We start from the raw sequence: 17,297 nt of genomic DNA, 5'->3' as shown, positions 1-17,297 counted from the left end.
CTCGTGGAGACACGAGCTGAGGCGGTGACAGTATTTTTGAAAACCGAAGCTAGAGTTTTACTCTGCTGAGCTCAAGAGTGTTCGTCTCGGTTTGTGTCTCCACAACCGGGTTTACGAGCCAAAAGCTGGGTAGAGTACGTGCAGTGGTAGAACTACCCCAAATAAAACCTTGGGGTAACGTGAGGGTTTTCACCAAAAAAATTATCTTGTAGCCAATACTGCAGCATATACTTTATCTCCTTGAGTTTTTCTTAAGTGTTTGGCTTAGGAATGGACAAAAAACGGGAGGAGTTCTATAAAAAAATGTTTATGAAGTTTTTCTATCTAAGCACTTCTTATTTGTTAGCTACCTTTACCTGTGTTTTATTTTTAGCCAGCCCTGCCTGGTCACAAGACAGCGTTCAGGTCAAAGGTAAAGTAACCTACCAAAATCAAGGAATGCCCCAGGTTCAAGTATGGTTAAAAGGGAGCAAGCTTGCTACTACTACCCAGGCAAACGGGACTTATCAGTTGAGCTTACCCACCTTTAGTCGCTCAACGTTGGTGTTTAGTTTACCCGGTTTTGTTACGGTTACCCAAGTCATTGGTCAAGAACACCTCGTCAATATTGAACTGCAAAAACTACCCGCTCCCACACCGCCCCAAACCTATACCGTGCGCACCCTCAAGCCTGAAGCACTTACTTATGCCACCGATATATTTAAAAGTATACAAAATAGGGTGGCTGGTGCCTGGATTACGTCATCGTCGGGAGCGCCGGGTGCCGCTACTCAACTGCTGTTGCGGGGGCACCGCTCTATCAATGGCAACAACAGCCCGTTGATTATTTTGGATGGAATGCCTGTCAATAATCTTACACTGGGCAATTCGGTGGTGGGAGTAGACCAAACCAATCGTCTGATGGATTTAAGCCCACACGATATTGCCTCAGTAGAAATCATTCCTTCGTTTTCGTCTCGTTTGCTTAAGTATGGCATGCTTGCCCGCAACGGGGCAATACTTTTAACTAGCAAAAAAGGCAAGGTAAATACTTCGCCGCGCGTGGTATTTTACAATCGGTTTAGTGTCGACAATGTCAACAAACTCCCCGAATTACAAAATACGTATGCCCAGGGTTTGCCCGTGAGCGGCAGGTCGGTACACTTTGGCCCCGAAAGTAGGTTACAGTTTGCCTGGGGACCAGCCCTGGCTGATTTGCAATACAATGGACGCCCCACTCTATATAGCAGGCAGGGTAGTTTGGTGCCGTTGCGAGCGGGAGGTGTGGCGGCTACACCCAATGACCCTTACGATTTTTTTGTACAAGGTTTTACTTTCGACACGCACTTGTCGGTAAGTGGAGGCAGCAAAAACCGCCAGTATTACTTTGCGGCAGGGCGAATGCAACAAAATGGTTTTGTGCATACCACTGGTTTTTATCGCAATAATTTTAGTGCAGGCATTCGCCAAAAAATAACGCCTCACCTTGCTATAGGGGGCAAGCTGTACCTGTTTAATACCAGGGGGCAAAGAGCATACAAAGGCAATACAGGAGCAAGTATACCAAGGGGGGTAATGCGCACTCCTCCTTCGTTTGACAACAGCCACGGTAACGGCTCTAGCCGTGAGGCAAGCCGAAACCCTTCTACTTTTACCCTATTGGCAAACGGTGCTCCACGAAGTTTCAGCAGTTTTTTTATAGAAAATCCTTATGGTTCTATCAACCGCAACCCTTATGGAGACGTATTGACGGGGCAGTTGGCGCAGTTTGACCTGACCTGGAAAGTTTCACCGCATTGGCGGTTTACCACGCAAGTATCGGTTGATAGTCGCAGCGATCTTCGCAGTGTGGGGTTTGACATACAAAGCTCTACTTCTTTGTTGGGGGCTTTTACCGAAGAGAACCTAGAGATGAACAACCTTTATTTTACCACTGAGTTGAGTTATCGCACCAAGCTGTGGAACAAACTCTCGGTAGATGCCAGGGTGGGCTATTTCCAAAACAGACAAGCATTGATCAACACCAGCGCCTTTGCGACTCCTTTGCGGGTACGGGGCGATTTTTCGCTTGACAATGGAGTAGAAGTAAACCGTTTTAGCCTGCCCGATGAACGCTCCATGCGAAATGTTTACTTGAGTGGTTCGCTCAATTACCTCGATGGGCTCACGCTGGATGTAGGCTTGGTCAATGCCAATCATTCGGTACTGAACGCGGCTACCCTCACACCTACAGTAGGGCTGGGGATAGACTTTGCCCCATTGTTTTTCAAAAACTCAAAAATAGTCAGCCAACTCAGGCTCAACGCCCACTACAGCCAAATATCCAGCGATGCTGATGTATATACTTATGGCCAGGGCAACCTCAATCGTACCCAACTATTGTTTGGGCTTGGCACCACCAGCCTTGACCTAAGCACCGCCAACGCAAGCTACTTGCCTGCCCTTAATCCCGAAATGACCTCTACTATAGAGTATGGCGCCAGTGTTGCCTTGTTTAATCATAGACTGAGGGCAGGCGTAAGCCATTACCAAACCACTACTACTGACCAAATCATTGCTTTAAACGATGTAACCAGGGGCAATGTGCTCAGCAACGGAGGAACGATTAACAACCAGGGTTGGGAGTTTCAGCTAGGGGGAGAGGTCATCAAAAATAAAGCAGTCCGTTGGTATGTATCGGCTAACCTTACCCGGTTTAACAGTAAAGTAAGCGATTTGCCTCGCGAGGTTGCCCGTATCAATATGGGGGGCATTGATGGCTTAAGACCCGCCTATTCGAGCGCGAGTAATGGGCAACCTTATGGCGTATTATATGGCACCTATTATCAGCGAAACGACCAGGGCGAACTCATCATCAACAACCAAGGCTTGCCTACTCTGGGGGTGACGGGGGCAGTGGGTGACCCTACACCCGATTGGCTGTGGGGCATTGAAAGCAATTTTAGCTGGAAAGGAGTCAGCGTAGGAATGCGGTGGGATATTCGTAGAGGAGGCGATATGTGGAATGCTACCCAAGCCAACCTCGATTATGCCGGCATGTCGCAACGCGCGGCGGCGGCTCGTACGATCAACAACTATATTTTTCCTGGGGTAAAGCTGGACGGCAGCCCCAACGATATTCCAGTCAATTTTTATAACCTTAATGCTACCCAGGCAGCTGAAGCAAGCCCTTTTACTTTTTATGGTGTGACGGGCATTTCTGAAGCCAACCTCCAGGATGCTTCGTGGTTGCGCTTGCGCGAATTGACCATAGCCTATACTTTGCCTGCTCAGTGGTTGAAAAACTGGTTAATTTCTGAGCTAACTTTGTCGTTTATTGGACGTAACTTGTTTTTGGACACCCGCTATACAGGCATCGATCCTGAAACTAATCTCACAGGTACAGGCAATGGTTTTGGGGTAGATTTGTACAATATGCCCCAAACCAAAAGTGTAGGCGGGGCGGTGATGATGAAGTTTTAGGGGGGTGACTAAAAAAATAACTTCATCGCCTCAGGCTTTGTCAAGAAGATAAAAAAAGGCAGCCGGGAGGCTGCCTTCTTATTGATATATATGATGTAGTGTGCATCGCTTGTAGCACTGATATACACCGGTATCTAAGGATTTATCGTTAAAGCCTTAGGGCTGAGAACTACAAACTGCTCAAGCTCTCTTCCAATACCTTGATGGCTGCTTCAGCATCGGCAAGTTTTTTACGCTCACTCTCTACTACAGCGGGCTTGGCATTGTTTACAAAGCGCTCGTTTTTGAGCTTATTGGTAGAAGCGTTCAAGTTGCGTTTATGGCGCTCCAACTCTTTCTCTAACTTGGTGCGCTCTTGCTCCACATCTATTTTGCCCTCTAACGGGATAAAACACTCGTGGTTTTTCACTACTAGGCTCGCTGCACCAGCTACCTTGTCGTTTACAAACTCAATTTCTGAGATAGCCGCCAGTTTTTGAATGATTTGCTCAAACTTGTTGAACAACTCTGGAGCATCCGTTTTGATCATCAACTTCAAAGGTTCGTGTTTTTTCAAGCCTTTTTTGTTTCTAATATCGCGAATGCCTTGAATTACCTCAAAAGCTACCTCAGCTTGCGCCACCAACTCAGGGTTTTGGGTACCTGGCGTGGGGTAAGCTGCCAAACAAATGGTATCCTTTTCTCCACGTTCTTTGATCAATTGCCAAATCTCCTCGGTAATAAAAGGCATAAATGGATGCAATGCATTGAGCAAACGCTCAAAATAATCTACCGTAAATCGGTAAGTTTCACCGTCTATAGGTTTAGACTTACCTGCGGCTTGGTCATACTCAGGCTTGATCATTTCTAAGTACCAGGAACAGAAGCCATTGTGCCAAAACAGCGAATAAAGTTTGGTAAGTGCCTCCGAAATACGGAACTCACCCAAGCCCTTTTCAATAGCTGCCAACTCTTGGTTAAAAGTTGCCTCAAGCCATTCCATCGCCACCTTGTTAGGGTTAGGCAAACTATCGTCTACCTCCCACATATTGATCAAGCGGAAAGATTGGAAAATCTTATTGGCAAATTTTTGTCCTGTCTCGCAAATATTAGAATCCAGATTTTTGCTGTCCTCAAAAAACGCTTCTCTTACTGCGTCTGAGGCGTTGTCGGGTGGTACAGGCGTGTCAAACATAATATCGTTGCCTGCCGCTGCACTGCTCAATATACCATAACGCAAACCATCGGTGCCATACCTTTCCATGAGCTTAAATACGTCGGGCGAGTTACCCAACGATTTAGACATTTTGCGGCGCATTTTATCCCTTACCATTCCAGTAAAGTATACATGCTTAAATGGCTTTTCGTCTTTTACATAGTATCCGGCAATGATCATGCGCATTACCCAGAAAAATATAATATCAAACCCCGTTACCAGCGTAGTAGTAGGGTAGTAATAATCTAATTCGTCGGCATCAAACACCGAAATAGGCCACAACCACGACGACGCCCAGGTGTCTAGTACGTCTTCTTCCTGGCGAAGGTCTTCTTTTTTGATGTTTGGGTCAATGGCTTGAGCCTTCTCAAAAGCTTCGTCCAGGTTTTTAGCCACTACAAAACGCTCTTCCTCTTCGTCATTGCCTGGCAAATAGTAAGCAGGAATGCGATGCCCCCACCACAACTGGCGCGAAATACACCAATCCTGAATACCATCTATCCAAGACTTGTACATGTTTTCGAACGACGCCGGGTGAAACTCCACGTTCTTGTTCAATACGTTTTCCAGCGCAGGCTCGCACAATTCTTTCATTGCCACAAACCATTGCTTAGACAAGCGTGGCTCAATTACTGCCCCGGTACGTTCCGAAGTTCCCACCTTGTTTTTGTAAGGAATTTCGGCAATAAAACAACCCGCATCTTTCAAGTCTTTGATGATGTCTTTGCGCACCTCAAAACGATCTTTGCCAATATGAATCTGAGCAGCTTCGTTGAGCGTAGCATCCTCATTAAAAATGTCTATCACCTCAAGGTTATGCTTCTTACCCAAGTCATAGTCATTCATATCGTGGGCTGGAGTTACCTTAAGGCAACCCGTACCAAAGCTGGTATCTACATACTTGTCGCCAATGATAGGTACCTCACGATTTACCAATGGTACAATGGCTTTTTTGCCGATCAAGTGCTTATAGCGTTCATCTTCGGGGTTTACACATACCGCCGTATCGCCCAGCAAAGTTTCGGGGCGAGTAGTGGCAATTGTAACGTAGCCACCGCCCTCGGCAATGCGGTAATTAATATAATAAAGTTTAGAATCTTCTTCTTTATGGATTACTTCTTCGTTCGATACGGTGGTTTTGCCTACCGGATCCCAGTTTACCATGCGCAAGCCACGGTATATTTTTTTATCTTCATATAACTTGATAAAAATATCCAATACTTGCTCCGAACGCTTCTCGTCCATAGTAAAAGCCTCGCGATCCCAGTCGCACGATGCGCCCAAAGTCTGAAGCTGCTTAAGAATAATGCCGCCATACTTTTCTTTCCACTCCCAGGCATATTCCATAAATTTGTCGCGCCCAATCTCCGATTTTTTGATGCCCTTCTCGCGCAACATTCTCACTACTTTGGCTTCGGTGGCAATAGAGGCGTGGTCGGTGCCGGGTACCCAGCAAGCATTTTTGCCTTCCATGCGTGCCTTCCGAATCAACACATCTTGAATGGTATTGTTCAGTATATGCCCCATGTGCAAGACTCCGGTGACGTTGGGTGGCGGAATGACTATAGTATATGGCTCACGGTCATCGGGTTTTGAACTAAAAAACTTGTTATCCAGCCAGTATTGGTACCATTTCCCCTCTACATTTTTGGGGTCGTACTTTTCGGCTATCTTTTCGGTTTTTGGGGTTGAACTTCCCATTTTACTTAATTATGTTTAAAAGACTATAATAGAATTTTTATCAATAATCCACGGCATTCAGCCGATGTTCAACAGCTGTTGTGTAAGTACAAGTTGTTGAGTTACATCAGACTAAGAAGCATTGGAATATTATTGATTTCAAAGTTAGGAAATTTTTACCCAATGTAAAAAATCCAGGCAAGGCTTTATGCGTTTTATTTGCTTGGTTGTCAGTGTGGTACCTGTCAATGTGCTGACTTATTTTCATAAAGCTTTGTATTTTATCAATTTTAACTATATTATCAAAACCGGCTAAGTTATTGTGTTTTATGCAGATAACAATTGCTCCTTCATTTGCCAAAAGGCGTTTTACTACCCAGCAAACCCTTGCAACCACTACCATATACAAATCAGGCAGATTACTTTCAGCAAAACATTATGTATGAAATCAATTATTGAAGACCACCTGCATGAAGAGTGGCTTCACGAAAAACAAAGGCTCAGACAGCGGCTAAGTATTTGGACAATAGCGTTAACTATTATGCTTTATCCTGGTACCCTGGCAGATTATTCTATGGTGGCTTCCGCCGAAAAATCCTTCTTTGTTTGGGTTCGTTTGATACCCTCCATGGTAGGAGCCTTGGGGTTGTTCATTTTTTATGCTCTACGCGTGCCGGTGCAATGGGTGATGTATATAACCTTGGTAGCGGTACTTACCTCGTCGGCTTACCGTCCTGTTCCGGGCGATATGGTCAATTTTGTATTTACCAATGGGGCTTGCCTTATTCTAATGAGCGCCATTCCGCTGATTGCCTTCTGGCAAAGTGTCTTGTTTTGGGTGTACTTGGTGGGGCTCAATGTAACAGTATATATAGTAGTGTATGCAGGCAAAGTGCCTTTGCCCCAAAGTGGGCTGGCATTTACTACTGCCCTTGGGGTCATGTTTGTAGTAGTATCAAGGTTCCGTCACGAGATCATCCGTCGCAACTTTTTACAGAGCTTTCAGCTTAAGAGCCAAAACCACCAAATCAATGACCAAAAAACTGAACTGGAGGCTTTGAACGAAGATTTACACGAAAAAAACTCGATGTTGACAGAGAGTATTGGCTATGCCAAAAACATACAAACTTTGCTCTTGCCCCGACCACAAGATATTTTGCGGGTGTTCCCCCAATCGTTTGTGTTTTTTAAACCCCGCAACCAGGTAAGTGGAGACTTTTATTGGTTAACTGAAATACACCCCCACCAACCCGATAAGCACGAAGCCATTGTGGTGGCAATGGATTGTACTGGGCATGGGGTGCCCGGCGCGCTCATTAGTATGATAGGTGAGTCGCTGCTAAAGCAAGTAGTAAACAAAGAGAAAATATACGCCCCTCACGAAATACTCAATAGTTTGCATAGAGAAATAAGGCACACCTTGCGGCAAAAAGAAAGCCTCAACCGCGACGGCATGGACATGGGAGTAGTGCACATCAATTTTGCCCAAAAAACTTTGCAATACGCAGGAGCTTGTAATACGATGATTTATTTTCAAGACCAGCAACTACATCAACTAAAGGGCGATTCTTACTCGGTAGGAGGAGAGCAACGCGAGTTTAACCGTTGTTTTACCAATCATATAGTATCATTAGATAAACCCACTACTTTTTACTTGTTCTCAGACGGTTATCAAGACCAATTTGGTGGGAGCGAGGGTAAAAAGTTTATGCGTAAACGGTTCAGAGAAACCTTGCAACAAATCCACACTTTGCCTATGCCTGCTCAAAAACAACACCTAGAGCAAACCCTGACTCAGTGGCAAGGCAACCACGAACAAGTAGACGATATTTTGGTGATGGGATTTTGCTTGAGCTACGATTAGCCTTTAGCTTTTTTTTGGCTGTTTGTAGGGGGCTTTTAGCTTTAGTTTGACTGTTTGTAGGGAGCCTTTAGCCTTAGTTTAACTGTTTGTAGGGGGCTTTTAGCTTTATTTTGGCTGTTTGTAGGGGGCTTTTAGCTTTATTTTGGCTGTTTGTAGGGAGCCTTTAGCTTTAGTTTAACTGTTTGTAGGGGGCTTTTAGCTTTTGCTTGAGCTACAATAGGGTTGAGCCTTTGCTCGCGGATAATTATCATATTTGCGAAAAAGAGAAAAGCTAACAACTAAAGCCCCACGAAGACCAGAAAGGCTAAAACTACACAGAGAACAAAAAAGCTAAAGGCTAAAACTACACAAAGAACAGAAAAGCTAAAGGCTGAACTTCCACCAAGAACAGAAAGGCTAAAGGCTCCACGAAGAACAAAAAGGCTAAAGGCTCCACGAAGAACAGAAAAGCCAACAGCTAAACCTCCTCGAAGAACAGAAAGGCTAAAGGCTCTACAGAGAACAGCTAAAGGCTCCACAAAGAACAAAGAACATAAAAAAACCCTGACACAAAACTGGTCAGGGTTTTACTTTTAATTATCACAACATAATTAATCTATATCAATTACTTAAATTGTAATAAGCAGCAGTAAATAATGAGCGGCAAAAAAGCATAACTAGTTTTAATTACACTTGCAGTTGGTCGCTCATTGTTTACAACCTTATAAGTTCTTAGTAAAGATAATTCAATGCAGTACGGTCGCCAGCAGAGAAAGCACCAGGAGTACCTAAACCACCGCAAGACAACATAATAGATTTATTGTCAAAGCTAGGCGCAACCGGAGTACCTGGAATATGGATAGCACCTACCCCAGCAGTACCTTCGTTTCCACCACTTCCACAGCTAATAGAGCGATTGAACCAGTCGGTGTGACGGAAACCGATGCAGTGACCTAGTTCGTGCATAGTGATGTGACGAGCCAATTGGATTCCTCCATTGTTTACGCCTGAGTTCATACGCACCCACTTGTAAGGATTACCATTGGTTGGGAAGCCAGCACTTGCTCCAATAGAACCGTTAGATACCTGGTATACTACTATGTCGTATACCTGAAAGTTGCTACCAAAAGCTAAAGTAAAACGTAAGCTAAGGTTCTCAGCATTGTATCTATCAATAGCTTGACGCAAAGCCTCTCTCAAAGTACTACCCAATCCGTTTGAATTGTTGGCAGTGTAACCAAGTACACGAATAGTGCGTGGAGCGTTTACCAGATTGCTAGTACGGTATTGCTCACCGTTGGCACCCTCTGTTGTTGGGCTCGCAAGCATTTCTTTGAACTGATCCTCAGATACAAACACGTCTTTTTCGAGACTATATCCTTTTTGAGTTTTTCCTGTCAAAGGGTTTGTTTGGGTCGTATATACACCATTTCTGGCGTCAATCCCAAGGTCTTTAAACTGGTTAATTACCTCTTGACTAATACCATTGTTATTGACAGGGGCATTAGGAGTAGCCTCTTGTTGCTTACAAGAGAAAGTGAAGGCAGCAAGCATCATCATGAAGCTCACGCTTAGCAGGGTAATTCTTTTCATAATTTTTAAGATTTTAAAATAAGTGTAATATAACTTTGTTTTTGAGTGGAATACTCATTGGCAATATTAGTGTTTTGCAGAATATTTCACCTAAATATGGAGGTATACAAAAAGTAAGCAAAACATTTTGTGTTGTTAGTTGTAGTGTGCAAGAAGTAAACAGAAGCCAAAATGCAAGTATTTGGTCTGCTAAATAATGGGTGAACAGTAAAAAACCGAAAAATTAATAAAGTGTTGATTTTTAGTGAATTGAATGTTCTTTACTTGGTATATATGGGTAAACAAAGTTGTGTTGATGAAGTTAACAGCGAAAAAACAGAAACAAGGATAGGTTTATAATAATGAAAACATTTGTAGAAGGTGTTTTTTTGTTTTTTGTTTCAAAATACAAAGTAGACTCCCCAAGCCAAGCAAAAAACAAGTGAGATTTCAGCCAGTATTTTGACAAATGATCATATATTCTTGAGAAATTTTAATCTTGTTGTAGCAACCAGCTTCGGGCTTCTTTGGGGCTGGTAAAATAGTATGTTATCTGGTTAAATGCTTGGTGGGTGTTAATGGTATGCTCTATAGAAAGCTGACTTACAAAGTCTTCGCTTACTACCATGGCCACTTTTACTTTGTTGGGATTAGGCAAATTACTCAATATGGGGATGGTAACATGCTGGGCGTGCCATTGCTGTAGCTCTTTTGAAATGACAAAGTGGTTGATTCGATTGTCTAAATAAAAGTATTGTATATTATATTTATTCTTAATTAGTTTTTGTACCCAGGCATCATGTAGTTGTTTGTAATCTGCCTCAGTCATTTGTTTGCTGCTGGCATACCAAAACTGCTCAAATAGCTTGAGCTCTTCTGTAAAGTACATAGAAAAATAGTCACTTTCGACAATGGGGGTTGGCATAGTTTAAATTGCTAGAAGGTCTTCAACTTTTGGTTCATGGGTAAACGTTGACTGCTTTGTTAAAGGTTTTATGGTTAGACAAAGCCACACTGTGCTTGGCAAACCATAAAACCGTTTAACCATAAAAACTTAATCAACAGAACAATTTAACCATAAAAAAATTAAACCCCTAATTTCAATATATCTCTGGCTTCGCGTGCCAGCGTTTCGCGGTGGTCGGGGTGGGCAATCTCTATCAACCGCTTGGCGCGGGTACGTAAGTTTTGCCCATACAGCTCTGCTATACCATATTCTGTTACCACCCATTGCACGTGAGCACGGGTAGTAACTACTCCAGCACCTGGCCTTAAGGTAGTACTAATACGGCTCAATCCCTTGGAGGTAACCGAAGGCAATGCAATGATAGGTTTACCACCTTTAGACAAAGATGCACCCCGCATAAAGTCCATTTGCCCCCCTACTCCAGAGTAAATTTTGGTTCCGATAGAGTCGGCGCATACCTGCCCGGTAAGGTCTACCTCTATAGCACTGTTAATGGCTATTACGTTGGGGTTTTGCCTAATAACCGTTGTATCATTTACGTAGTCGCAGGCAAGCAGGCGTACCAAAGGGTTATCGTCTATAAAGTCGTACAACTTTTGGCTCCCCATTACAAAACTACTCACTATTCTGCCTCGGTGTTTTATCTTATATTTATTCGTTATTACACCCTTATCGATCAAAGGCAGCAAGCCATCCGAAAACATTTCGGTATGTACTCCCAGGTCTTTGTGGTTGGTCATAGCAGCAAGTGCCGCATCGGGTATGGCGCCTATGCCCATTTGCAGCGTAGAGCGGTCTTCTACCAAAGTGGCTACATATTGCCCTATTCTGGTTTCTATGGCATTGGGGGTACGGGGAGGATGAGCAGGTAAGGGGTGATTGGTTTCTATAATTTTGTCAAAATCGCTTACGTGCAAAAAACCATCGCCATGTACTCGTGGCATTTGTGGGTTAATCTCTACAATTACTGTTTTGGCAGCTTTGGCGGCAGCCATTGAAGCATCTACTGAGGTACCCAGCGAACAATAACCGTGAACATCGGGTGGCGAAACCTGCAGTAAAGCAACATCTAAAGGGATAATACGTGACTCGAACAAATAAGGAATTTCACTTAAGAAAACCGGGACATAGTCGGCGCGTCCTTCTTGTACAGCGTGGCGGGTGTTGGCACCTGTAAATAAATTATTTACTCTAAAACTTTTGGCGTACTCTGAGCGCGCATAAGGAGCGTCGCCCTCTACGTGTAAATGGTGTAAAGTGACATTTTCAAGTTCATCGGCACGCGCTACCAAGGCTTTTATAAGTGTAAAAGGAGTAGCAGCAATGCTGTGTACAAATACATTTTGAGACGATTGAATACCAGCAACGGCTTCGGCTGGTGATACAGTGTTATACATAATATATATAGTAGTTATTTTAAAGTTTTGATGCTACAAAATTGTGCAGGATGAGGACTTATGCAAATGACCAGGGGCATTATTGTCGTTAATTTAATATCGGGCGTCATTACTAGGATAAATATAAGTTGGTAGATGCTTGTGCTAACAAAAAATTAATGATTTATTAAACAGTGCTTGGCGTAGTGCTTGTTTTTTGGTAGAGGCATAAAAAAAGTAGTATACTTCCTGTGAGTTTAAAAACTTTCAGAGGAGTTTAATTACCTAATGTTTTGATGTATATTGGTTAATAGGTTTGTTGTTTATTTTAGTTACCTTAATTTTTGGAGCAGTGCCTATCATTGGACATATTTTTGAAACCTGTGTTTAATTGCTAAACTATGCTCTTTGTTTGGAGTAAATATGCTTAAAATCAGATGTATACCTTATTAAGCCAACAATGAAAATCTCAGGATTTTGTCTTTTATTATTTTTGTTAGTTGCTGGGCAGGCCTGGGGGCAAAATCAGCGCCTGATCGATTCGCTTTTACAGGTGTTGCCTTCCGATATTAGCGATCGACAAAAGGTAGATATTTATAATATGGTTGCCCGTGAATATCGCTATTCTGACTCGGTAAAAGTAGCCCTCTATACGACCAAGGCTAAACAACTGGCAAGAAAGATTAACTACCCGGAAGGTGTTACCAATGCTCAATACTACCTGGCTTGGGTCATTATGCGTAAAGGACATTATGCCAAAGCGTTAGAGCTACAGCAACAAGCATTGGCCACTGCCCAAAAGAGTAATTATGCCGAAGGCGAAGCCAATGCTTATAATGGTTTGGGGGCTGCTTATTGGCGGCAAGGCAATTATGCCAAAACCCTGGAAGCTTATCAAAGCTCTTTGAAAATAAGAGAAAAAATAGGTGATAAACGCGGAATGGCGGGGAGCTATAACAACATTAGTCTGGTTTATCGGATGGAGGGCAAGTATACACAATCGCTTGAGTTTGCCCAAAAGTCATTAGACATTTCTAAGTCGATAAATAACCAAACAGCTGTAGCCTATATTTATAACAACATGGGCATTACGTACAAACTACAGGGCAACTATGCAAAAGCTCAGGAGTGTTATCAGCTTGCATTGGCTATAAGAATTAAAATGAAAGACCAAAGTGGTATTGCCGAAAGTTATTTTGACTTGGGCAAGTTTGCTCTAACGCGTAAACAATACGATAATGCCCAAAAATACCTTAACCAGGCGTTGGTTATTCAGAAAAAAATAGGTGCCCAAAGCGCCTTGGCAGACACCAGGGTGATACTCGGAAAGGCTTTTTACGATCAAAACAAATACAGCCAAGCCCAACAATACCTCAACGATGGGGTGCAACTGGCGCGTAACCTGGGCAACCCACGCATAGAACGAGACGGTGTAGAGTATTTGGCGAAGGTGTTTAAGGCACAGGGCAAGTATGCCGAGGCGTATCAAAACCTGGAACTGTATACCCAACTTGCTGACAGCCTTTTTAACGAAGAAAAAATACGCAAGCTTACCCAACTCGCCAGTCGCTATGTAGCCGAAAAACGAGAAGATTCGCTGCGCGCCCGACAAGCACAAATGGCGGCAGACCTTAAAAACCGTAAATTAGAGCAACGAAGTACTTATATAGGCTTGGGGCTTACTATAGCCCTGATACTGGTCTTGTTGTTTTTTTATGTAGAGAAGCAGCGCAACAATCGCAAGCTCAACCAGACCAACCACCACCTGACTCATTCTAACCAAGAGCTACAAACTGCCAACGAAACCATCAAAGTAGCCCACGAAGAGATCAAGGCTATGAACGATTCGTTGGAAACTACCTTGCACACGGTAGAAAAACAGCACGAAGACATTACGGCAAGTATTACCTATGCTCAGCGCATTCAACAAGCCATGTTGCACATAGAAGAAGATACCCAAGAGTCTATTCCTGACCACTTTATACTTTTTCGCCCCCGCGATATTGTATCAGGTGATTTTTATTGGGTAGAGCAAACCAGAGGCAAGGTGTTTATGGTAGTGGCGGACTGTACCGGGCACGGGGTTCCAGGGGCGTTTATGACTATGATTGGCTCGCTTGCTTTGACCGACATTATTGTACAACAGCAGTTTGACAACCCTTCTGATATATTGTACCGACTAGACGCTGTCTTTAGGCATATTCTCAAAACCAACAATACACTGGTGAGGGATGGAATGGATGTAGCACTGGTGGTGCTGGATACTCAGCGGCAAGTGTTGCAATATGCCGGGGCAAAAACCCCCTTGTTATTGGTGCAAAACAGTAATATTCGAGAGGTAAAAGGGGCTATATACAGCATTAATGGTTACCGTAAAAAAGGAGCTAAGCCTACTTTCGACACCCATACTATAGATGTAAGCATACCCACAACATTTTATTTGTACTCAGATGGTTATCAAGACCAGTTTGGAGGGAAAAAGAACCGAAAGTTTATGAAAAAACGGTTCAGAGAACTCTTACATCGTATTGCTGAGGAACCATTGCCCACCCAAAAAAAACTATTGGAAACTGCGCTGGATGAATGGATGCAAGCCGCTAACCCACCCTACAGGCAAATAGACGATATTTTGGTGATGGGAGTGAGGCTTTAGCTTATTTGTTCTTCGTGAGGCTTTAGCTTTTCTTTTCTTCGAGTAGCTTTAGCCGTTAGCTTTTTTGTTCTTCGTGGAGCCTTTAGCCTTTCTTTTCTTCGAGTAGCTTTAGCCTTTAGCTTTTCTTTTCTTCGAGGAGGTTTAGCTGTTGGCCTTTAGCTTTTCTTTTCTTCGAGGAGGTTTAGCTGTTGGCTTTTAGCCTTTCTGTTCTTCGTGGGGCTTTAGTTGTTAGCTTTTCTCTTTTTCGCAAATATGATAATTATCCGCGAGCAAAGGCTCAACCCTATTGTAGCTCAAGCAAAAGCTAAAAGCCCTCTACAAACAGTTAAACAAAGGCTAAAGGCTCCCTACAAACAGTCAAACAAAGGCTAAAAGCCCCCTACAAACAGTCAAACTAAAGCTAAAAGCCCCTACAAACAAAAAAAATTAACCCCTCCTGATTAAAGTCAAATAAATATCCTCCACTGGTCGCATTGTAACGAGGGGTTGCAAGGCTATGTGGTGGCGGGGTTGGTGCTCAAAAGTAAAGCGGCGCTTGAGCAAAGCCAACACAGCGTGAATCTCAAGCAAAGCAAACTGGTCGCCAATGCAAAGACGAGGCCCTCCCCCGAAAGGGAAATAAGCAAAACGTGGCAACTCTTTAACCCGTTGGGTTTGCCAGCGTTCCGGCAAAAACTCATGAGGTTGTTCCCACAAGTCAGCATCGCGGTGTACCACATACGCCGGAATCATAATACTGGTACCCGCTGGCACATGGTAGCCACCTATTTCATCGTCTGCCACCGCTTTTCTGCCCACTGTCCAAGCAGGCGGATAGAGGCGTAACATTTCATTGATCACCTGACTACTATAGGGCACCTGGCGCATACTCTCGAAAGTAAAAGCAGCACTGCCCAGATTTTGGGCAAGCTCGTCCTCCACTTTTTGGTCTATATCGGGGTATTGGCTCAACAACCAAAACAAATACCCCAAAGCAGCCGAAGAACTTTCGTGCCCTGCCATAAACAACGTCATTACCTCATCGCGTAGTTGTTGGTTGCTCATTTTTTCGCCCGTATCCTCATCTTCACTATGCATCAGCATCGACAACAAATCGTTGTAATCTTGAGTATCTTGCCGTCTCTGAGCAATAATGCCATCAATAATACCAAACAACTCCCGAATGACTTTTTGTTCTTTACGGTTGGCAGGCGTAGGTATCCAACGCGGTGGCAAAAACGGATTGCGTAAACGCATCATCATACGATACAATGCATAGTTGAGATGATCGCCTATTTTGTAAATAGCCTCGCCTACTTCAGACTGAAACAATGCCTTAGACACGATCTTGAGTGCCAGCAAATTCATTTCTTTAGTAAGGTTAACGCGGTCGCCCGATTGGTACTTTTGCTCCCACTCATCCAAAAACTCCCCAATCAATCCCGTCATTACCTCTGTAAGCCCAGCCAGTTTGGTTTTATGAAAAGCAGGTTGTGCCATGCGACGTTGTTTGCGCCAAAAGTCACCCTCGTTGGTAACCAAGCCATTGCCCAACAGGGCTTTCATATACTCAAAGGCTTTGCCCTTGTGGTAATTCTTATTGTTGTCTTGCAACACGTACTTGATGTATTCGGGTTTGGTGGCTACATAGTGGGGCTGATTTACCCGGTAAAAACTGTAAAACGAGCCAAATTCCTTTTGCCATTTAAGCAAACTACCCAAAGAGTCGTGTTTGAGCTCCATGGTGTTGCCAAACAGCCAGTGCGTTTTTTTGGTACTGGGGGGAAGTTTCTTTTCGTGCATATTTTTAATGGTTTAGCCTTTAGCTTTTCTGTTCTTTGTGTAGTTTTAGCCTTTAGCCTTTCTATTCTTCGAGGAGGTTTAGCTTTTAGCCTTTTTGTTCTCTGTGTAGTTTTAGCCTTTCTGTTCTTCGAGTAGCTTTAGCCGTTAGCTTTTAGCTTTTTTGTTCTTCATGGGGCCTTTAGTTGTTAGCTTTTCTCTTTTTCGCAAATATGATAATCGCCACTGAGCAAAAGCTAAAGGCTAAACCTCAGCGTAGCTCAAAAAAAGGCTAAAAGCCCCCTACAAACAGCCAAACTAAAGCTAAAGGCTAATCGTAGCTCAAGCAAAAGCTAAAGGCTAAACCTCAGCGTAGCTCAAAAAAAGGCTAAAAGCCCCCTACAAACAGCCAAACTAAAGCTAAAGGCTAATCGTAGCTCAAGCAAAAGCTAAAGGCTAAAAACCATCGTAGCTCAAGCAAAGGCTAAAAGCCCCCTACAAACAGCCAAAAAAAGGCTAAAGGCTAATCGTAGCTCAAACTAAAGCTAAAGGCTAACCACTCATCGTAGCTCAAGCAAAGGCTAAAAGCCCCCTACAAACAGTTCAACAAAAGCTAAAGGCTAACCACTCATCGTAGCTCAAGCAAAGGCTAAAAGCCCCCTACAAACAGCCAAACTAAAGCTAAAAGCTCATCATAGCTCAAAAAAAGCTCATCATAGCTCAAAAAAAGCCCACCATCGCTAAACAAAGGTCCACCGCTAAACGTAGCTCAAACAAAAGCTAATGACAAAGCCTAAGTCTAAAAGCTAATT

At 43.5% G+C, this 17,297-nt stretch carries 8 protein-coding genes; 3 read left to right on the top strand and 5 right to left on the bottom strand.

What is annotated here, in order from left to right; translation table 11 throughout:
• Positions 1–309: 309 nt before the first annotated feature.
• A complete protein-coding gene (locus Q0954_RS23175; protein ID WP_299460942.1) occupies positions 310–3,441 on the top strand; it encodes a carboxypeptidase-like regulatory domain-containing protein in 3,132 nt (1,043 codons plus the stop codon).
• Between the two features lie 169 nt (positions 3,442–3,610).
• On the opposite strand, the gene Q0954_RS23170 is transcribed toward Q0954_RS23175, so the two are convergent.
• Positions 3,611–6,337 carry a valine--tRNA ligase gene (locus tag Q0954_RS23170; RefSeq protein ID WP_299460940.1) on the bottom strand — a complete coding sequence of 909 codons (2,727 nt, stop codon included), beginning with the start codon at positions 6,335–6,337 and terminating at the stop codon, positions 3,611–3,613.
• Between the two features lie 421 nt (positions 6,338–6,758).
• Here Q0954_RS23170 and Q0954_RS23165 point away from each other — a divergent pair, with 421 nt between their 5' ends.
• Positions 6,759–8,180 (top strand): SpoIIE family protein phosphatase, encoded by a 1,422-nt coding sequence (locus Q0954_RS23165; protein WP_299460938.1) that lies wholly within the window; start codon positions 6,759–6,761, stop codon positions 8,178–8,180.
• A 711-nt stretch (positions 8,181–8,891) separates the two neighbouring features.
• Here the strand turns inward: Q0954_RS23165 and Q0954_RS23160 are convergent.
• The 3 genes from Q0954_RS23160 to Q0954_RS23150 form a co-directional block, all read right to left on the bottom strand.
• On the bottom strand, positions 8,892–9,752 hold the full coding sequence (locus Q0954_RS23160) for a M57 family metalloprotease (RefSeq protein WP_299460936.1): 861 nt from the start codon (positions 9,750–9,752) through the stop codon (positions 8,892–8,894).
• Between the two features lie 472 nt (positions 9,753–10,224).
• On the bottom strand, positions 10,225–10,656 hold the full coding sequence (locus Q0954_RS23155) for a hypothetical protein (RefSeq protein ID WP_299460934.1): 432 nt from the start codon (positions 10,654–10,656) through the stop codon (positions 10,225–10,227).
• 161 nt (positions 10,657–10,817) lie between these two features.
• Positions 10,818–12,095, bottom strand: coding sequence for an acetyl-CoA hydrolase/transferase C-terminal domain-containing protein (locus Q0954_RS23150; RefSeq protein WP_299460932.1), 1,278 nt, complete (start codon positions 12,093–12,095; stop codon positions 10,818–10,820).
• A gap of 439 nt (positions 12,096–12,534) precedes the next feature.
• On the opposite strand from Q0954_RS23150, the gene Q0954_RS23145 reads away from it, so the two are divergent.
• Complete coding sequence (locus tag Q0954_RS23145; protein WP_299460931.1) at positions 12,535–14,727, top strand: tetratricopeptide repeat protein; 2,193 nt, start codon at positions 12,535–12,537, stop codon at positions 14,725–14,727.
• A gap of 426 nt (positions 14,728–15,153) precedes the next feature.
• Here Q0954_RS23145 and Q0954_RS23140 read toward each other — a convergent pair whose 3' ends face one another.
• Positions 15,154–16,509 (bottom strand): cytochrome P450, encoded by a 1,356-nt coding sequence (locus tag Q0954_RS23140; protein ID WP_299460929.1) that lies wholly within the window; start codon positions 16,507–16,509, stop codon positions 15,154–15,156.
• Positions 16,510–17,297 lie beyond the last annotated feature (788 nt).

Source organism: uncultured Microscilla sp. (assembly GCF_947493425.1).
Classification (GTDB): Bacteria; Bacteroidota; Bacteroidia; order Cytophagales; family Microscillaceae; genus Microscilla.
Note: the sequence above shows the minus strand (reverse complement) of the source record. Positions and strands in the feature narration are given on the sequence as shown.

Coding starts and splice junctions, on each gene's coding strand:
- Q0954_RS23175 (WP_299460942.1), top strand. CDS start 310: ATGAAGTTTTTCTATCTAAGCACTTCTTATTTGTTAGCTACCTTTACC.
- Q0954_RS23170 (WP_299460940.1), bottom strand. CDS start 6,337: ATGGGAAGTTCAACCCCAAAAACCGAAAAGATAGCCGAAAAGTACGAC.
- Q0954_RS23165 (WP_299460938.1), top strand. CDS start 6,759: ATGAAATCAATTATTGAAGACCACCTGCATGAAGAGTGGCTTCACGAA.
- Q0954_RS23160 (WP_299460936.1), bottom strand. CDS start 9,752: ATGAAAAGAATTACCCTGCTAAGCGTGAGCTTCATGATGATGCTTGCT.
- Q0954_RS23155 (WP_299460934.1), bottom strand. CDS start 10,656: ATGCCAACCCCCATTGTCGAAAGTGACTATTTTTCTATGTACTTTACA.
- Q0954_RS23150 (WP_299460932.1), bottom strand. CDS start 12,095: ATGTATAACACTGTATCACCAGCCGAAGCCGTTGCTGGTATTCAATCG.
- Q0954_RS23145 (WP_299460931.1), top strand. CDS start 12,535: ATGAAAATCTCAGGATTTTGTCTTTTATTATTTTTGTTAGTTGCTGGG.
- Q0954_RS23140 (WP_299460929.1), bottom strand. CDS start 16,509: ATGCACGAAAAGAAACTTCCCCCCAGTACCAAAAAAACGCACTGGCTG.